Source organism: Variovorax paradoxus (assembly GCF_029919115.1).
Lineage (GTDB): Bacteria > Pseudomonadota > Gammaproteobacteria > Burkholderiales > Burkholderiaceae_C > Variovorax > Variovorax paradoxus_O.
On sequence record NZ_CP123990.1, the window covers coordinates 150,879 to 167,857 of the forward strand.

General features: G+C 65.7%; 15 protein-coding genes, 1 pseudogene and 1 riboswitch. Of the genes and pseudogenes, 8 read left to right on the forward strand and 8 right to left on the reverse strand.

Annotated features, from left to right (window positions below; all coding sequences use genetic code 11):
* Complete coding sequence (locus QHG62_RS00685; protein ID WP_281148899.1) at positions 1-2,583, reverse strand: LPS-assembly protein LptD; 2,583 nt, start codon at positions 2,581-2,583, stop codon at positions 1-3.
* Positions 2,584-2,815: 232 nt separating this feature from the next.
* On the opposite strand from QHG62_RS00685, the gene QHG62_RS00690 reads away from it, so the two are divergent.
* The 5 genes from QHG62_RS00690 to QHG62_RS00710 all read left to right on the forward strand — a co-directional run bounded on the left by QHG62_RS00690 (position 2,816) and on the right by QHG62_RS00710 (position 7,946).
* On the forward strand, positions 2,816-3,910 hold the full coding sequence (locus QHG62_RS00690; RefSeq protein ID WP_281148900.1) for an aminoglycoside phosphotransferase family protein: 1,095 nt from the start codon (positions 2,816-2,818) through the stop codon (positions 3,908-3,910).
* Positions 3,911-4,645: a 16S rRNA (uracil(1498)-N(3))-methyltransferase gene (locus tag QHG62_RS00695; protein WP_281148901.1), complete on the forward strand. Its 735-nt coding sequence runs from the start codon at positions 3,911-3,913 to the stop codon at positions 4,643-4,645. It begins immediately after the preceding gene.
* A gap of 75 nt (positions 4,646-4,720) precedes the next feature.
* Entirely contained in the window at positions 4,721-6,085 is a 1,365-nt protein-coding gene (locus tag QHG62_RS00700; protein WP_281148902.1) for a M20/M25/M40 family metallo-hydrolase, read from the forward strand.
* A gap of 100 nt (positions 6,086-6,185) precedes the next feature.
* Positions 6,186-6,638, forward strand: coding sequence for a YidB family protein (locus tag QHG62_RS00705; RefSeq protein ID WP_432445567.1), 453 nt, complete (start codon positions 6,186-6,188; stop codon positions 6,636-6,638).
* Between the two features lie 132 nt (positions 6,639-6,770).
* Complete coding sequence (locus QHG62_RS00710) at positions 6,771-7,946, forward strand: MFS transporter (RefSeq protein ID WP_281148904.1); 1,176 nt, start codon at positions 6,771-6,773, stop codon at positions 7,944-7,946.
* Positions 7,947-8,013: 67 nt separating this feature from the next.
* On the opposite strand, the gene QHG62_RS00715 is transcribed toward QHG62_RS00710, so the two are convergent.
* Entirely contained in the window at positions 8,014-9,525 is a 1,512-nt protein-coding gene (locus tag QHG62_RS00715) for a M20 family metallopeptidase (RefSeq protein ID WP_281148905.1), read from the reverse strand.
* Between the two features lie 92 nt (positions 9,526-9,617).
* Between QHG62_RS00715 and QHG62_RS00720 the strand changes: the two genes are divergently transcribed.
* Positions 9,618-10,415: a DUF72 domain-containing protein gene (locus tag QHG62_RS00720; protein ID WP_281148906.1), complete on the forward strand. Its 798-nt coding sequence runs from the start codon at positions 9,618-9,620 to the stop codon at positions 10,413-10,415.
* 21 nt (positions 10,416-10,436) lie between these two features.
* Here the strand turns inward: QHG62_RS00720 and QHG62_RS00725 are convergent, their stop codons facing one another.
* Positions 10,437-10,955: a bactofilin family protein gene (locus QHG62_RS00725; protein WP_281148907.1), complete on the reverse strand. Its 519-nt coding sequence runs from the start codon at positions 10,953-10,955 to the stop codon at positions 10,437-10,439.
* A 137-nt stretch (positions 10,956-11,092) separates the two neighbouring features.
* On the opposite strand from QHG62_RS00725, the pseudogene QHG62_RS00730 reads away from it, so the two are divergent.
* Positions 11,093-12,029: pseudogene (locus QHG62_RS00730) on the forward strand (ion transporter).
* Here the strand turns inward: QHG62_RS00730 and QHG62_RS00735 are convergent.
* The 4 genes from QHG62_RS00735 to QHG62_RS00750 form a co-directional block, all read right to left on the reverse strand.
* Entirely contained in the window at positions 11,974-12,564 is a 591-nt protein-coding gene (locus tag QHG62_RS00735; protein ID WP_281148908.1) for an IMPACT family protein, read from the reverse strand. The pseudogene QHG62_RS00730 and the gene QHG62_RS00735 sit on opposite strands and share 56 nt — an antisense overlap.
* A 40-nt stretch (positions 12,565-12,604) precedes the next feature.
* Positions 12,605-13,192 (reverse strand): methionine biosynthesis protein MetW, encoded by a 588-nt coding sequence (gene metW, locus QHG62_RS00740; protein WP_281148909.1) that lies wholly within the window; start codon positions 13,190-13,192, stop codon positions 12,605-12,607.
* Positions 13,189-14,367 (reverse strand): homoserine O-succinyltransferase MetX, encoded by a 1,179-nt coding sequence (metX, locus tag QHG62_RS00745; RefSeq protein ID WP_281148910.1) that lies wholly within the window; start codon positions 14,365-14,367, stop codon positions 13,189-13,191. Before metX ends, metW begins: the two co-directional genes overlap by 4 nt.
* A gap of 129 nt (positions 14,368-14,496) precedes the next feature.
* Positions 14,497-15,060 carry a TMEM165/GDT1 family protein gene (locus QHG62_RS00750; RefSeq protein ID WP_281148911.1) on the reverse strand — a complete coding sequence of 188 codons (564 nt, stop codon included), beginning with the start codon at positions 15,058-15,060 and terminating at the stop codon, positions 14,497-14,499.
* 8 nt (positions 15,061-15,068) lie between these two features.
* Positions 15,069-15,251: riboswitch (yybP-ykoY riboswitch) on the reverse strand.
* 267 nt (positions 15,252-15,518) lie between these two features.
* Here QHG62_RS00750 and QHG62_RS00755 point away from each other — a divergent pair.
* Positions 15,519-16,100: an RNA recognition motif domain-containing protein gene (locus QHG62_RS00755; RefSeq protein ID WP_281148912.1), complete on the forward strand. Its 582-nt coding sequence runs from the start codon at positions 15,519-15,521 to the stop codon at positions 16,098-16,100.
* A gap of 86 nt (positions 16,101-16,186) precedes the next feature.
* Here the strand turns inward: QHG62_RS00755 and QHG62_RS00760 are convergent, their stop codons facing one another.
* On the reverse strand, positions 16,187-16,969 hold the full coding sequence (locus QHG62_RS00760; protein WP_281148913.1) for an SDR family oxidoreductase: 783 nt from the start codon (positions 16,967-16,969) through the stop codon (positions 16,187-16,189).
* Positions 16,970-16,979: the final 10 nt, after the last annotated feature.

The following is a 16,979-nucleotide window of genomic DNA, read 5'->3' on the forward strand; positions in this document are numbered from 1 at the left end:
TCAGTCGTAATTGGTGAAGCGGCTCGGCGCCTCGGTGGGCTCGCGCAGGGGCTGGTAGCGCTGGATGTTTTGCCGCAGGGCCTGCATGGGACTCGATCCGATGCTGGAAAATCCGACAAATTCGAGCTGGAACATGATGCGGGTGTTGGCCGTCACCTGGCCGGTGGTCACGCGCTGCAGCACCACGCGGCCGATCCAGCAGCAACCGTCGTACTCGAAACCGAGCACGCCGTCCGTGAGCTTCCTGTCCTGCAGGCTGTAGTTGAGCCGGCCCACTGCATACCAACGGCCGCCGCCCTGGCCCTTGCCCGGGCCGAGGTCCTTGCCCTTGTCGCCCCACAGGTCGTTGAGCGGCCACTGCCAGCCCACGTCGATCGACTTGTTGCCGTCGGTGGCGGTCGGGGTGCTGGGCGCCTGGTAGCGGAATGCGGCGCTGAGGTTGTGGTACGGCTCGGGGTTGTAGCGTGCACTGATGGCCGAACGCGTGGATCTTTGCGTGTCGGGGTTGTATTGCACGACGGTGTCCAGACTCCACTTGGGCGTCCAGTTGATCTGGGCACCCACCAGCAGGTCGCTCGCACGATCGGTGACCGGCACGCCGCCCGGCAGCGTGACCTTCTGGTCGCTGAAGCGCAGCCGCTGCGCAATGCCGAACCGCGCCGCTTCGACGCCTGTGTCGGGGTCGATCAGCCGGGACGTCACGCCGAGCGTGAGCGTGTTGGTGTCGGAAATGCGGTCGTTGCCCGAGAACGCGTTCTCGGTATAGATGGTCGCAAAGCTGAAATCGTTGGCGGCCGAATCGTAGTTCGGCAGCATGCTCTGGTTGCGGTACGGCGTATAGACGTAGTAGGCGCGCGGTTCGAGCGTCTGGCGGAAGGCACGGCCGAAATAGTTCGCGTCGCGCTCGAAGATCAGGCCGCTGTCGAGGCTGAAGGTCGGGACCGTGCGGCTGCTCGAAGTCGGAAAGTAGTACAGCGAATTCGGGTTGTAGGGCACGCCGTTGACGTACGTGATTCCGTTGACGGTGAGCTTCGGAATGTCCGCCTGCGGCAGGTAGTAGTTGTACGAAGTCGCGTGCAGCTGCAGCTTCGGAATGATGAACGAGCTTGGCGTGATGAACGGGCGGCTGATGCTTGCCTGCGCAAAGGCGCGGTCCCCATCGGGTTGCGACTGCTGGTTGAAGTCGTAGCCGGGCTGGCCGTTCAGGATGCTGTTGACGCGAAAGCGCGTGTAGTCGAGGTTCAGCCCCACATCGAAGCCGTGCCAGTCGTACTTCTTGTAGTTGGCCGTGATCTGCGGCATGCGGTCGTAGGACGGCACGATGGGCGACGCGGTGTATTGCAGCGTCTGGTAGCGCGTGGTGCGCAGAATGCCGCTCCAGTCGTCCTTGGCCCAGTTGAGTGCCGCTTCGTTGGGCAGCTGCCGCTGTGCCAGCGTGGGGGTGCGCGTGAAGTCGCGCCAGTAGTCGTTGTCGCTGACGCGGTTGATGTTGATGTTGGCCGTCAGCGAATCCAGGCCCAGAGCCTTGGCGTTGAACTCCTGGTGGTGGCTGGCCCAGATACCCCAGCGCTTGGTGCCGTTGGGCGCCGCGGTCAGGTCCTTGGCCTGGATTTCTCCATTGGCCAGCTGCTGAAGCTGCGTGGTGCGCAACTCGTTGTAGCGCTGGCCCACCAGGCGGTCGCTGCCCATGAAGTCGAGGCGAATGGTCCCGTCGTACCCCTTCTCGAGATAGCGGAACTCCGAGCCCAGGTTGAGCCCGCGCTTGCTCATCAGCGTGGGCGTGAAGGTGGCGTCCCGGTTGGGTGCGATGTTCCAGTAGTACGGCTGCGAAATCTCGATGCCGTTGGTGTTGTCGACGCCGATCGTGGGCGGCAGCAGGCCGCTCTTGCGTTCGCTCGACAGCGGGAAGCTCACGCTCGGAAGCGGCGGCGTGCTGATGCCCATGAAGCTCAGCCGCGCATCGGTGGCCACGCCGACGTTTTCCTCGGTGTCGGTGGTCATGGTTGCGGCAGTCAGGAGCCATGCCGGCATCCAGCCCGGGTAGTCTTCGCGGCGACAGGTGGTGTAGGTGGCGCGGCGGGCCACGGACACGCTGCTGTCGACAAAGTCGATGCGCTGGGCCTCGCCGTGCCCGCCGGTGGCCAGGAAGCTGTAGCGCACGTTGTTGAAGAAGCCTTCGAAGGTCTCGAGCTTGAGTTCGAGTTCGGGGCCTTCGTACACGTTGCCGGCCTGGTTAACACGCACGTTGCCGCGCGCCTTGGCGCGGTCGTCGGGCTGGTAGTACTCGAGCCGGTCGGCGGTGATGGCGACTTCGCCGCGCCGCAGGGTGGCGTTGCCTTCGACCACGGTTTCGAGATCCTGGCGTCCCGACAGGCGGTCGCCGGTAATCAGGCTCGGCAGCTGGCCGCGCTCGGCCGGCGGCAGGGTTTCGGTCAGCTGCGGCGTGCGCTTGAGCACCAGCGGGCCGTCGAGGCCGCCCGCCGGCTGCGCGAAAGCGCCGTGCGCGTGCAGCAGCGCAAGCGACAGCAACGCCAATGGCAGCGGCGGGCCGGAACGCCGCAGGGCGGCAGCACGTCGGCTCATCAAGCCTCCCGCCGCATCGTTCCGGAGAAGGACCGCAGTCTCCCCGAGGAGGGCTGCGAGTGCACAGGGTGCCAAACGTGGGAGCTTTGGATCGTAGGCATCGGTCAGGAACGAAGGATCGTCGGGAGGACGGCGCGGCAGGCCGGCAGGTTGCAGGAGCCGGCGGCAACTCTGTTCGACCAGGGGACCGCAGGAGTTGCCGCGCCAGGCGGATTTGTAGAATCGATTATCCATGACAGCACCCCCGTCCCCGGCCGCCGAGCCCGCACCCCCTGCCAACCCCATTCTGTGGGCCGATCCGCAGCGCGCCGCAGTGTTCGAAGGCTGGCTGGCCGGCATTGCCGCCGCACACCACCTGCTGCCCGGTACCGTGCGCCTTGCCTCGGCGGATGCGAGCTTCAGGCGCTACTTCCGCGTCGGCACCACCGAAGCCGCCGGCACGCGCATCGTGATGGATGCGCCGCCCGACAAGGAAAACAGCGAACCGTTCGTGCACATCGCGCGCCTCATGGCCGAAGCCGGCGTGACGGCGCCGCGAGTGCTCGAATGGGACCGGCCCAACGGCTTTCTGCTGCTCGACGATCTCGGCCACCAGACCATGCTCGATGTGATCGATCCGGCCAGGCCCGATGCGAGCCGTCCGCTCTACGACGAGGCGATCGACGCGCTGATCCGCTGGCAGCTGGCGTCCAGGCCGGGTGTGCTGCCGCCCTACGACAGGGCTTTGCTCGAACGCGAGCTGGCGCTTTTCCCCGAGTGGTACATCGGCCGCCATCGCGGCATTGCCGTCGAAGGCAAGCTCAAGGAGCGGCTGGAGCGCAGCTTCAAGCTCATTGTCGAGAGCAACCTGGCCTCGCCAAGTGTCTACGTCCACCGCGACTTCATGCCCCGCAATCTCATGGTCCGCAGCGGGGCCGACCTGGGCGTGCTCGATTTCCAGGACGCGGTCTACGGCCCCATCACCTACGACATCGCAAGCCTGATGCGCGACGCCTTCCTGAGCTGGGAGGAAGAGTTCGTGCTGGACATCACCGTCCGCTACTGGGAGGCCGCCCGCAAGGCCAAGCTGCCGGTCGATCCCGATTTCGGGGCCTTCTATCGTTCGGTGGAATGGATGGGCCTGCAGCGCCACCTCAAGGTCGCCGGCATCTTCGCGCGCCTGACGCTGCGCGACGGCAAGCCGCGCTACCTGGCCGACACACCGCGCTTCATCGCCTACATCCGCTCCACGGCCAGCCGCTACATGGAGCTGACCCCCCTGCTGCGCGTGATCGACGAAATCGAAGGCAGCTCGGCCATCACCGGCTTCGCCTACGGCAGGGTCTAGATGCCCCGCTTCCACTGCCCGGTGCCGCTGGCCTCCGGCGCCACGCTGGCGTTGCCGCCCGGCGCCGCCCGCCATGTGCAAGTGCTGCGGATGCAACCCGGCGATGCGCTCACGCTGTTCAACGGCTCAGGCGGCGAATACGCCGCCGTTGTCGAGCGCATGGGGCGCAGCGACGTTTCGGTCACGGTCGGCGCCCATGCGCCGGCGGAGCGCGAAGCCGCGCGGGCGGTGCATCTCGCCGTCGGCATGCCAGCCAACGAACGCATGGACTGGCTGGTCGAAAAGGCCACCGAACTGGGTGTCGCAAGCATCCAACCCCTGGCAACCGCCCACGGCGTCCTGCGCCTTTCGGGCGAACGCGCCGAGAAGAAGCGGGCGCACTGGGAGGCCATTGCCATTGCGGCCTGCGAGCAATGCGGCCGCAACCGTGTGCCGGTGATTCATCCGGTGCGGTCTTTCTCGAGCCCATCGGCATGGACCGATGCAGCAGCCCGGGAAGGCGCTCTGCGCGTCATCCTGAGCCTCGCCGAAGGCACGCGCCGTCTTGCGGACGCCATCGCATCGGCTCCGGCCGGACGCAGCGTGCTGGTGCTGAGCGGCCCCGAAGGCGGCTTGAGCGGCGCCGAAGAGCAGGAAGCGATTGCGTGCGGCTTTGCGCCGGTCACGCTCGGCCCCCGCGTGCTGCGCGCAGAAACCGCAGCGCTCGCCGCGCTGGTGTCGCTGGCCGGGAGCTAGGCACGCGGGCGAGCAAGTTGCGGAACAATGCCTGTTCCACCCCTTTCGTCACGACAAGAGAAGGATCTTCACGCCATGCTTCGCTCGCCACGCGCGCTCCGATTCGCACCCCTTGCTCCCCTTGTGCTGGCCATGTTCTTCGCCGCCCACGGCGCGCGAGCCCAGAACACCGCCGTGGCCCCCACGCCCGCACAGGTCGCTCCGGAGGTGGACAAGGCCTTTGCCCAGCTGACAGCCGCGCCTTCGATCCAAAAGCTGCTCGACGCGGTCAAGGCCGACCATGAGCGCTCTGTCGAAGACCTGAAGATGCTGACCGAGATCGAGGCGCCTCCCTTCAAGGAACAGAAACGTGCCGAAGCCTTCCTGGCCCGCATGAAGGCGCTGGGCCTCAGCGATGCAAGGATCGATGCAGAAGGCAACGTGGTGGGTCTTCGCAAGGGCACCGGCAACGGCCCCAAGCTGCTGGTTTCTGCGCACCTGGACACCGTATTCCCCGCCGGCACTGACGTGAAGGTGAAGGAGCGCGACGGCAAGCTGCACGCGCCCGGCATCGCCGACGACACGCGCGGCCTGTCGGTGCTGCTGTCATGGCTCAAGGTGCTCAACGACAACAAGGTGCAGACCGTAGGCGACCTGCTGTTCGTTGCCAACGTCGGCGAGGAGGAACTGGGCAATCTGCGCGGCATGAAGGCGATCTTCCGCGACCACCTCGACATCGACGGCATGGTGGGACTGGAGCCTTCGCCAGATGGCAACGTGCTGGTGCTGGGCACCGCGAGCCACCGCTATGAAGTCACTTTCAAGGGCCCGGGCGGCCACAGCTTTGCCGCTTTCGGCCAGGTGCCGAGCGCGATCCACGGCATGGGCCGCGCCATCGCCAAGATTGCCGAGGTTCGCACGCCCAGCTTCCCGAAAACGACGTTCACCGTCGGCACCGTGGGCGGCGGCACGTCGGTGAACACCATTGCGCCGGATGCGCGCATGGCCATCGACATTCGCTCGGACGACATGGCGTCGCTGCTCGAAACCGAAAAGAAGATTCTCGCCGCCATCGACGAAGCCGTGGCCGAGGAGAACAAGCGCTGGAACGTCACCACGCTGAGCGCCAGCAACAAGCTGATCGGCGACCGGCCCGGCGGCCGCACGCCCTCGGATTCAGTGATCGTGGAAGCGGCCATCCGATCGAACACCGCCTTCGGCCACAAGACATTGCTGCGCGGCGGCAGCACCGACGCCAACGTGCCGATGTCGTACGGCATTCCCGCCATCATCATCGGCGGCGGCGGCAAGTCCACCGGCTTCCATGCCCTCAGCGAGTCGATCGACGTGACAGACGCATGGAAAGGCGCGCAGAATTCGCTCGTGACAGTGCTAGGGCTGGTCGGCGTGCAAGGGGTGAGCCCGGCCCTGCTGCCGAAACGCGCGGTGCGCACCAAGTAATTTGTCACGCAGCGCAGGCGAAAGTGGGGCAACCTCTTTCGCCCGCGTCCCACCGCGCTGGGACAATGCCAGCAGTTTTGTCACACACCAAGGAAACGTCATGGGATTGCTCGATTCAGTACTCGGCCAAGTGCTGGGAGGCGCTGCCCAGCAGCAGCAACCGCAAGGCGGCGGCTTGGGAGACCTGGGCGGCCTTGCTGGCGCACTGGGCGGCCTGCTCGCAAATAACGGCGGCCAAGGTGGCTTGGGAGGGCTGGTCTCGAAGTTCGAGCAGGCCGGCATGGGCGATGTGATCGGCTCGTGGATCGGCAAGGGAGAAAACCAGCCAGTCTCGGGCGGCCAGCTGCAAGACGTGCTGGGCAGCGACACCATTGCCAGCATCGCCTCCAAGCTCGGCATCAATGCACAAACGCTGCTCCCCATGCTGGCCACGATGCTGCCGGCCCTCATCGATCAACTCACGCCGCACGGCAAGGTGCCCGAGCAAGGCCTCGACACCCCCAACGACCTCTTGGGTTCGCTCAGCGGCCTGCTGCAGAACAAGCAGCTGTAAGCAAATTTGCTCATTGAAGTCCAAGCGCCCGCGAGGGCGCTTTTTTTTGGCCGCTCATTTCGACTGGCGCAGCCGGGGCGAATCACGTAGAACCTCAGCCTTCATGCCGCAACCTGCTTCCAGCTCCTTTCCATGAACCGCAATCTCTGGCTGCTTGCCATCTGCCAGGGCTTGTTCCTGACCAACAACGTCACGTTCATTGCCATCAACGGCCTTGTGGGCCTGAGCATTGCGCCGCGCGGCTGGATGGCCACCCTGCCGATCATGGGCTACGTGGTGGGCGGCGCGCTCACCACCGGGCTGGTGGCACGCACGCAGCAGCGCTTCGGCCGGCGCGGGTCGTTCCAGATCGGCCTGGCTGTCGGGTTCGCATCGGCCTTGCTGTGCGCATTCGCAGCCGTTTCGAAGAACTTCTGGCTGCTGTGCCTTGCCACGCTGGTGGCCGGCTACTACAACGCCAACGCCGGCCTCTACCGCTTTGCAGCCGCCGAACTTGCGGCCCCGGCGTGGCGCGAAAAGGCCGTGTCGCTGGTCATGGCCGGCGGATTGATCGGCGCCGTGGCAGGACCCAACCTGGCGGCGGTCACGCGCGAAGTGTTCGCAGTGCCGTTCGCGGGTGCCTACATTGCGCTGGCGGGCGTCGCGCTGCTGTCCATGGCGATCATGCGCTTCATCGAGTTTCCGGCCCCGCTCACGCGCGAGCAGGCGCTCGGCGGGCGAACCTTGCCGGAACTCATGCGGCAGCCGGTCTTCATCGTGGCGGCGGCTTCGGGGGCGCTGGGCTTTGGCGTGATGAACCTGCTGATGGCCGCTACGCCAATTGCCATGCAGATCTGCAGCCTGCCATTCTCCGATGTCGCGCTGGTGCTCGAATGGCACGTGATCGGCATGTTCGCGCCGGGCTTCTTTACGGGCCACCTGATCCGCCGCTTCGGTGCGCTGCCGGTCATGGGTGTGGGGCTGCTCCTCAACTTCTGCTGCATTGCGGTGGCGCTGTCGGGCGTGGAGCTGCAGCACTTTCTCGTGGCGCTCTGCCTCTTGGGCGTGGGCTGGAACTTCCTCTTTACCGGCAGCACCACGCTTTCGCTCACGGCCTACACGGCGGAGGAACGCGACAGGGCACAGGGTGCGCTCAATTTCTGCGTGTTTGCCACCGTGGCGCTCACTTCATTCGCCTCCGGCGTGCTGGTGACGACGCAGGGCTGGCAGCTCTTGAACTACGGCTCGCTGGTACCGGTGGTGCTCACGGGCGCGGGGCTGCTGTGGCTTGCGCGAACCCGTCGGCGCGAGGCCGCCGCAAACGCGTGAGGCGCCGCTTCAAGCGGGCGTGACGGTGAAACGCGCTGCAGCGGGGGCTGCCGCAGCGCGGTACCGGTCAAGCGGCGGCCGGCTCCATTGCGGCGGCGCGATGCGCAGCGGGCAACGCCGCAATCACTTCTGCCACGGCCGCGGTCAGCTTCTTGGCATAGGGCACATGCAGGAACTCGTTGGGGCCGTGCGCATTGCTCTTTGGGCCGAGCACGCCGCAGACCATCATCTGCGCCTTGGGAAAGCCTGCGCTCAGCATGTTCATGAGCGGAATGGTGCCACCCTGGCCGATATAGCCGCACGAAGCGCCGAAGTGCGCCTGCGAGGCCTTGTTGAGCGCGTCCTCGAACCACGGTGTGATCGTCGGCGCGTTCCAGCCGGTGGCGCCGCCGCCGCTTTCGAAGGTGACCCGGGCCTGGTAGGGCGCGTTGTCCTCGAGCAGGGCCTTCAGCTTCTGTACTGCCTCGGCCGCATCGACCAGCGGGGGCAGGCGAAGCGAGAGCTTGAACGCGGTGTAGGGGCGCAGCACGTTGCCCGCATCCTTCAACGCCGGAAAGCCTTCGGCGCCGGTGACCGACAGCGTGGGCTTCCAGGTGCGGTTGAGCAGCGCCTCGACCGGGTCGGTGGTGGTCGGCAGCGCGAACATGGTCGAGCCGCCGCAGTCGTAGTGCGCCCACGGAAAGCGCTTGTAGACCTCTTCGCCAAGGATGGCGGCGGTGGCCTTGGCCTGCGCCAGGCGGTCGGCCGGCACTTCGCAATGGAAGCTGGCGGGCAGCAGGCGGCCGGTGGCGCTGTCTTCGAGGCGGTCGAGCACCTGCCGCATGATGCGGAAGCTCGAGGGCACCAGGCCCGATGCGTCGCCGGAGTGAATGCCCTCGGTCAGCACTTCGACCTTGAGCGTGCCGCTGGCCATGCCGCGCAGCGACGTCGTGAGCCACAGCTGATCGTAGTTGCCCGCGCCGGAATCGAGGCAGATCACCAGTTCGACATTGCCAAGGCGCGGGCGCAGCGCATCGACGTAGGGCAGCAGGTCGTAGGAGCCGCTTTCCTCGCAGGTTTCGATGATCCCGACGATGCGCGGGTGCGCTGCGCCCTGGTTCTTGAGCGCCTGCAGCGCCGCCACGCTTGCGTAGACCGCGTAGCCGTCGTCCGCTCCGCCGCGGCCGTAGAGCAGGCCGTTCTCGTACTTGGGCGTCCAGGGGCCGAGGTCGTTGCGCCAGCCGGTGAACTCGGGCTGCTTGTCCAGGTGGCCATACATCAGCACCGTTTCGCCCATGTCTGTGCCGGTGGCCGGCACTTCGAAGAACAGCACCGGCGTGCGGCCCGGCAGGCGCACGATCTCGAGCTTCAGGCCTTCGACCTTTTGCGCCTCGACCCAGGCGGCCGCGTTGCGCAGCACCGTTTCCAGGTAGCCGTTGGCCGACCAGTCCTTGTCGAAGCCCGGTGACTTGGCGGGAATGGCGATGTAGTCGGTGAGTTGCCTGAGGATGTCGCCGTCCCATTGGGCGGTGACATCGGAGAGGGCGCGCTCGGCGTCGAGCGTTCCGGCGGGCATTTCGCGGTGCAGGGGGGCGTTCATCGGTGGGTTCTCCGCGGGGGTGACGAAAAATCGCATTTTGCGCCTCGCCGCGACCCCGCGTAGAGTGCGGCGATCTCAACCCGGAGGGCAATGTGAGCAAGGCAACATCGACTCGGACCCAGGCAAACATCAAGGTGGGCATCGGCGGCTGGACCTACGAGCCCTGGCGCGACAACTTCTATCCCAAGGGGCTCGCGCACGCGAAGGAGCTGCGCTATGCCAGCCGCAAGGTCAGCGCCATCGAGATCAACGGCACCTACTACAGCACCTTCAAGCCTGAGACTTTCCGCAAGTGGCATGACGAGGTGCCCGACGACTTCATGTTCTCGATGAAGGCCTCGCGCTTTTCCACCAATCGCAAGGTGCTGGCTACCGCGGAAGACTCGATCAAGCGCTTCATCGACAGCGGGGTGAGCGAGCTGGGCGACAAGCTCGGGCCGATCGTCTGGCAGTTCATGCCTACCAAGCAGTTCGATGCGGAAGACTTCGAGGCCTTTCTGGAGCTGTTGCCCAAGAAGGAGGGCAGCCGCGCGCTGCGCCACGTGATGGACGTGCGGCACGAAAGCTTCATCACGCCCGCCTACCGGGCGCTTGCGAAGAAGCACAAGGTGTCGACCGTGTTCACCGATGCCGACAAGTTTCCGTCGTTCGAAGAGCCCGAGGGGGATGTTGCTTACGCGCGGCTCATGATGGCCGACGCCAAGCTGAAGACCGGCTATGCGCCCAAAGCGCTCGACAGCTGGGCCGAGCGCGCGCAGCAATGGGCCGGGTCGCCCAAGAAGCGCGACGTGTTCGTTTACTTCATCAATGGCGCCAAAGAAAAAGCACCGGCCGCGGCCGGTGCCTTGCTGGAGCGCCTGGGCTGGACGCCGCCCGAAGAGGCGGCCTGACAGCTGAACGTTAGAAACGGATCAAGCGGCCGCTTGCAGCGACTGCTTGGCGCCGAAGCTGATTTCGCCCGAGAGCTGGCCGCCTTCTTCGATCACGATCTTGCCGTAGCGGATCTTGCCGGTGACCTTGCCCGTCGAATGGATCACGAGCTTTTCGCGCACCGTGAGGCTGCCGTCGAAAATGCCGCGGATTTCGGCGATGTCGATTTCGGCCGAGCCTTTGAATTCGCCTTGTTCGGCGATCTGCATCAGGCGCGAGTCCATGGTGGCTTCGACCAGGCCTTCGACCACGAGCGTGTCGCAATCGGTGATCTCGACGCCCTTGAGCTTGATGTTCGGGCCGACGGTGAGCTTGCTGCCGCCTTCCTTGGCGGCAGGGGCCGCAGCCGGTGCCAAGCCGCCTTGCTGTGCGGTCAGCGAAGAAGGATTGACGGGCGAACCAGAGAGATTGGTACCCGAGCCCACCAGCGGCGCGGGGCGGGAGGTCAACGAGTCGGTGTCACGATCACGCTTGCCGAAAAATGGGGACTGTGTAGCCAATGGGGAGCTCCTCAACAAAGGGGCTATCGTAAGAACCACTCCATGGCCTGCCGCACTTCATTGCGCAATAAACGTAACTGAATAAATCTCCGGCGAGTTGGACAATCGCCTCTTCCGTGATCTCCTGGCCCGCAAAGATGACCCGATCGAACACTGCTCCCGCTTCCCGGAACCTGGCTATCTCATCGACGATCGATGCGCGCTTCGACAAGCCGGCAAGCGGATGGCGGCGGCGGCTGTTCGGGGTGATCTTCGAGGCCGACACGCGCGCCGGGCTGCTTTTCGACCTTGCGCTGATCGCCGTCATCGTGACCAGCGTGCTGGTGGTCATTCTGGACAGCGTGCAGTCGATCCGCGATCAGTGGCGCCCGCTGTTCAATGCGTTCGAGTGGGGGTTCACGATTCTTTTCACGCTCGAATACATCGCGCGTCTCGCCTGCGTGAACAAGCCGATGCGCTATGCGCTATGCGCTGAGCTTCTACGGCGTCATTGACCTGCTTGCGTTGCTGCCAACGTACCTGGTGGCGTTCGCGCCCGAGCTCGCCTATCTCATCGATGTGCGCGTGCTGCGGCTGCTGCGCGTGTTTCGCATCTTCAAGCTGTCGCGCTACTCGGTGGAATACCGTGCGCTGGTCACGGCCGTGGCCGCAAGCCGCAGGAAGATCACGGTGTTCGTCGGCTTCGTGATGCTCGTGGTGCTGGTCATGGGCACGCTGATGTACGTGGTCGAAGGGCCGGTGCACGGCTTCACCAGCATTCCGGTTGCGATTTACTGGGCCATCTCGACAATGGCCACGGTGGGCTTCGGCGACCTGGTGCCCAAGACCGATCTCGGCCGCGCGATCGCGTCCGTGATGATGCTGCTCGGCTGGGGTGTGCTGGCGGTGCCGACGGGCATCGTCACCGCCGAAATGGCGCGCCGCGGTCCGGGCGACGACGAGGCACCGGTGGCGCTCGCGCCGCGCGGCGTGCTGGCGATGACGCCGCCCCCGGCCCCGGCGGTTCCTGCGCGGCGGATTACGCCTGCGGCCAGACGGCGCGCCCTTGCGCAGCATCGTCGAGGCGGGCGATGAAGGCGTCGGCATCGGGCTCGGGCAGCGTGAACGTGAAGTCCACCGCATCTCCGTGCCGCACCTCCACGAGCGCGGCGCCGCTCACGGCTGCAATCTCGCGCCGCACGAGCCCTTCCAGCGCATAGGGCACGGTGCATTGCAACTGCCGCTGGCGCACCAGCGGAACCAGCGCTGCGCCGGCACAAGCCTGCGCAACCGCATCGGTATAGGCCCGCACGAGTCCGCCCGCGCCCAGCTTGATGCCGCCGAAGTAGCGCACCACGGTGGCGAGCACGCCTTCGAGCTGCTGGTGCCGCAGCACCTCGAGCATCGGCCGTCCGGCCGTGCCACCTGGCTCGCCGTCGTCGTTGGCCGCCGACTGGCCGCCGGCCATGAGCGCCCAGCACACATGCGCGGCGGCGGGGTGTTCGTTGCGCAGCGCCGCCACGATGGCGAGCGCTGCGGCGCGGTCCGCCACAGGCTGCACACAACCGATGAAGCGGCTTTTCTTGACCAGCAGTTCGCTGTGCGCCGGATGCGAGAGCGTGAAGCTCATGAGCGCGCCGTGTTCCCGTTTTGCGGGGATGCGAAAGCGCTCAGCGCTCCCGCTCGAACTTGAACACCGCGGTGCCCGCGCGCGCGTTGGGCAGCCAGCGCACGCTGCGGCCTTCCTGCACGCCGAAGGCATCGAGCACGCGCAGACTGTTCTTTTGCGCCAGCACCTCGAAGTCCTTGAAGGTGCCGACCCGGATGTTGGGCGTGTCGTACCACTGGTAGGGCAAGCGGCGCGTCACGGGCATGCGGCCGCGCGCAATGCTGATGCGGTTCGGCCAGTGGGCAAAGTTTGGAAACGCGACGATGCCGATGCGGCCCACGCGCGCAGTTTCGCGCAGCATGACCTCGGCATTGCGCAGATGCTGCAGCGTGTCGATCTGCAGCACCACGTCGAACGTGGCGTCGTCGAACACCGCCAGGCCTTCGTCGAGATTCAGCTGGATCACGTCGACACCTCGGCGAATGCACTGCAGCACATTGCCGTCGGCAATTTCCACGCCGTAGCCGGTGCAGCCGCGCTCACGCTGCAGCAGGTCGAGCAGGGCGCCGTCGCCGCAGCCGAGGTCGAGCACGCGGGCGCCTTCAGGCACAAGGTTCGCGATGAGGCGCTGGGTTTCGATATCGCTCATTGGGCAGCACTCCCTTCGGCCTGGATCTCGTGCGCCACGCGCTCGAAGTAAGACCGCACCACGCCCATGTAGCGCACGTCGTCGAGCAGGAATGCGTCGTGGCCGTGCGGCGCATCGATTTCGGCGTAGCTCACGTTGCGCCGGTTGTCGAGCAGCGCCTTTACCAGTTCGCGGCTGCGCGCGGGCGAAAACCGCCAGTCGGTCTTGAAGCTGACGAGTAAAAACTTGGCCGTGGCCTTCGCAAGCGCGGCGCTGAGGTTTCCGCCATGCGCGCGCGCGGGGTCGAAGTAGTCGAGTGCGCGCGTGATCAGCAGGTAGGTGTTCGCATCGAAGTATTCGCTGAACTTGTCGCCCTGGTAGCGCAGGTAGCTTTCGATCTGGAACTCGATTTCCTGCGTGGAATAGCGGTAGTCAAGCGTGGCCGCCTCGCCTTCGACCGCGCTGCGCAGGATGCGTCCGAACTTCTCGTTCATGACGTCGTCGCTCAGGTAGGTGATGTGGCCGATCATCCGCGCGATGCGCAGGCCCCGCTTGGGAACGACGCCGTGTTCATAGAAGTGGCCGCCGTGAAAGTCGGGGTCGGTCACGATGGCGCGGCGCGCCACTTCGTTGAAGGCAATGTTCTCGGCCGTGAGGTTGGGCGCACTGGCCACCACGACGGCGTGGCGCACGCGGTCCGGGTACTGCAGCGTCCACGACAGCGCCTGCATGCCGCCCAGGCTGCCGCCCATCACGGCGGCGAGCGTGCGAATGCCGAGCGCGTCGAGCAGCGCGGCCTGCGCATCGACCCAGTCTTCGACCGTGACCACCGGAAAGTCCGCGCCGTAGATGCGCCCCGTGGCGGGGTTGGTGTGCATCGGGCCGGTCGAGCCGAAGCATGAGCCGAGGTTGTTCACGCCGATCACGAAGAAGCGGTCGGTGTCGACCGGCTTGCCGGGTCCCACCATGTTGTCCCACCAGCCTTCGGACCTGGCCTGGCCTTCATAGACGCCGGCCACGTGGTGGGACGCATTGAGCGCATGGCACACCAGCACCGCGTTGCTGCGCTCGGCGTTCAGGGTGCCGTAGGTTTCGTAGGCGAGCGTGTAGCTGCCGAGCGACGCGCCGCTGCGCAAGGCCAGCGGGCCCGCGAACTGCATCGACTGCGCAGAGACGACCAAAGAAGATGACGACATCAATGAAAAAACCCGGCCTCGCCAAAAACGAGCCGGGTTGTTCGCCAACTGACTGTCTTTAGCTGAATTTATAAAGCGCCCGCAAGCTGAAGCAAATCGGCGCAGCCGGCAGTATATCGCTCCGCCGCGTTACCAGCCGATGATCATCACGATGCCAAGCACGAGGAAGATCGCCGCCGATATGCCGTGCACGAGCGTGATCGGCACCCGCTTCACGATCTTGTCGCCCAGCCAGACGACCGGTGCATTGGCCAGCATCATGCCGAGCGTGGTGCCCGCAACCACCCAGATGTAGGCCTCGGTGAAACGGGCAGCGAGCATCACGGTGGCAATCTGGGTCTTGTCGCCCATCTCGGCCAGGAAGAACGCAATGAGCGTGGTGCCGAAGACACCGTAGTGCGAGGCCGCGGGAGCGTCGTCTTCGTCGAGCTTGTCCGGAATCAGCATCCAGGCGGCCATGGCAATGAACGAGCCGCCAAGTATCCAGCGCAGGACCTCGGGGCCGAGCCAATGGGTGATGTAGTTGCCGACGGCACCCGCCAAGGCATGGTTGACGATGGTGGCAGCGAAGATCCCGAGCACGATCGGCCAGGGTTTCCTGAAGCGGGCGGCAAGCAAGAGGGCCAGCAACTGGGTCTTGTCGCCCATTTCGGCGAGCGCGACCACGCCGGTTGCAACGAGAAAAGCTTCCATGAGAGAGAGGTTCCTTGGGCCGAAGGACGCAATTGACCGTGCAACACCTTCGGCCATATTCCCGAAGTTGCACGGTCAAAGGTCTCGCCAGGTGAATCACTGCACGCGCCATGTCCTGTGTGGGGCAGGACAAGTCTGTTGACGCGGGCCCTTCTCGCGGTGGAAGGCGGCTACTCCCCAATGACGGGTGGATTCTACCTGTGCCGTTTGCAGCCCCCTTCGGGCACCATTTTGTAAGCGGGCGCTAGCTTCTTCTAATTTCTATCGGCCCTACAGGAAGCAGCAAATTCCTGCTTGCATTTTGTGTATTTCACCCATAATGCACGAGCCTCCCTCTTCATTTTGCCGGGGCGGCAGTTCGGTGATCGGTCAGTTTCGCGCGACTCGACAGCTCTTGGTTGAGTGATGCTTTCGGGACTCCATCGCTTTTCTTGCTATGTGTTTATAGGAGTCCCTTGATGGGCAACAAACTGTATGTCGGCAACCTGCCTTACTCGGTGCGCGACGGTGATCTCGAACAGGCTTTCGGACAATTCGGCTCGGTGACCAGTGCAAAGGTCATGATGGAACGCGACACGGGCCGCTCGAAGGGCTTCGGCTTTGTCGAGATGGGCAGCGACGCGGAAGCCCAGGCAGCAATCAACGGCATGAACGGCCAGCCCCTGGGCGGCCGCAGCGTCGTCGTCAATGAAGCACGCCCGATGGAAGCACGTCCCCCGCGCAGCGGTGGTGGCGGCTACGGCGGCGGCGGTGGTGGTTATGGCGGCGGTGGTGGCGGTGGCTACGGCGGCGGCGGTGGTGGCTACGGTGGTGGTGGCGATCGCAGCGGCGGTGGTGGTGGCTACGGCGGTGGCGGCGATCGCAGCGGCGGCGGTGGCCGTTCCGGTGGTGGCGGCTATAGCGGTGGTGGCCGCAGTGGCGGCGGCGGTGGTGGTGGCGACGGCGGTTTCCGCAGCCCCTACGGCGCCGGTCCCCGTGGCGGCGGCGGTGGCCGCTCCGGCGGTGGTGGCGGCTACGGCGGCGGAAACAGCGGCTACTGAGCCCTGCCTTCCGGGCACACAAAAAAAGGCTCCTCGGGAGCCTTTTTTGTTGGTCTTTGCTGCAGGCCGGCGTGCGGCGAAAAAAATCAGCTTTCGCCGCTGCGCTTCTTGCGGCCCCGCCCTTGCACGGCGCGGTCGAGCAGGGCGTTCGGCAGCATGCGCATGAACTTGGCAATGACACCCATCTGCCACGGAATGACGCGGTAGCTGGTGCCGGCCTCGATGGCGCCGAGCGCCTGTTCCGCAAAGTCTTCGGCCTTCATGAGAAAGGGCATGCCGTACCGGTTGCCCTGTGTCAGCGGCGTGTCGATGTAGCCGGGGCAGATGGTGACGACCTTGACGCCGCTTTTGTGCAATTCGCCCCGCAAGCTCTCGCAGTACGCGACCACGCCCGCCTTGCTGGCGCAATAGGCGCCATGTCCGGGCAGGCCGCGAATGGCCGCGACGCTCCCGATGCCAACGAGCCGGCCGCTGCCGCGCTGCCGCATCGCCGCCACGAAGGGATGGAAGGTGGCCATCAGGCCCACGTTGTTGGTGGCAAAGGTTCGCGCCATCACGTCGATGTCTTCCCGCTCGGTCGTGTCGACGCCGACGCTGATGCCCGCGTTGGCAATCACCACATCGGGCAGGCCCTGGCGCTCGATGCAGGCGGCCCCGGCGGCCACGATGCTGTCTGTCTGCGCCACGTCCGCGCTATAGACCTGGTAGCGGGCCGGATCCAGGTTGCGCGCGGCTGCCCACGATTCGATCTCGGCGGTGCGCCGCGCGACGAGTGCCAGCCGGTAGCCGGCGTCGTGGAAGCTGGCGGCCAGAGCCTGGCCGATGCCGCTCGATGCACCGGTGATGAAGACTAGCGGGGACGTACTCATGGGGTGCGAG

Excerpts from the sequence above, each read along its gene's own strand:
- QHG62_RS00760 (WP_281148913.1), bottom strand. The coding sequence starts at position 16,969 with ATGAGTACGTCCCCGCTAGTCTTCATCACCGGTGCATCGAGCGGCATC.
- QHG62_RS00735 (WP_281148908.1), bottom strand. The coding sequence starts at position 12,564 with ATGAGCTTCACGCTCTCGCATCCGGCGCACAGCGAACTGCTGGTCAAG.
- metX (WP_281148910.1), bottom strand. The coding sequence starts at position 14,367 with ATGTCGTCATCTTCTTTGGTCGTCTCTGCGCAGTCGATGCAGTTCGCG.
- metW (WP_281148909.1), bottom strand. The coding sequence starts at position 13,192 with ATGAGCGATATCGAAACCCAGCGCCTCATCGCGAACCTTGTGCCTGAA.
- QHG62_RS00695 (WP_281148901.1), top strand. The coding sequence starts at position 3,911 with ATGCCCCGCTTCCACTGCCCGGTGCCGCTGGCCTCCGGCGCCACGCTG.
- QHG62_RS00750 (WP_281148911.1), bottom strand. The coding sequence starts at position 15,060 with ATGGAAGCTTTTCTCGTTGCAACCGGCGTGGTCGCGCTCGCCGAAATG.
- QHG62_RS00710 (WP_281148904.1), top strand. The coding sequence starts at position 6,771 with ATGAACCGCAATCTCTGGCTGCTTGCCATCTGCCAGGGCTTGTTCCTG.
- QHG62_RS00690 (WP_281148900.1), top strand. The coding sequence starts at position 2,816 with ATGACAGCACCCCCGTCCCCGGCCGCCGAGCCCGCACCCCCTGCCAAC.
- QHG62_RS00705 (WP_432445567.1), top strand. The coding sequence starts at position 6,186 with ATGGGATTGCTCGATTCAGTACTCGGCCAAGTGCTGGGAGGCGCTGCC.
- QHG62_RS00685 (WP_281148899.1), bottom strand. The coding sequence starts at position 2,583 with ATGAGCCGACGTGCTGCCGCCCTGCGGCGTTCCGGCCCGCCGCTGCCA.
- QHG62_RS00755 (WP_281148912.1), top strand. The coding sequence starts at position 15,519 with ATGGGCAACAAACTGTATGTCGGCAACCTGCCTTACTCGGTGCGCGAC.
- QHG62_RS00700 (WP_281148902.1), top strand. The coding sequence starts at position 4,721 with ATGCTTCGCTCGCCACGCGCGCTCCGATTCGCACCCCTTGCTCCCCTT.
- QHG62_RS00715 (WP_281148905.1), bottom strand. The coding sequence starts at position 9,525 with ATGAACGCCCCCCTGCACCGCGAAATGCCCGCCGGAACGCTCGACGCC.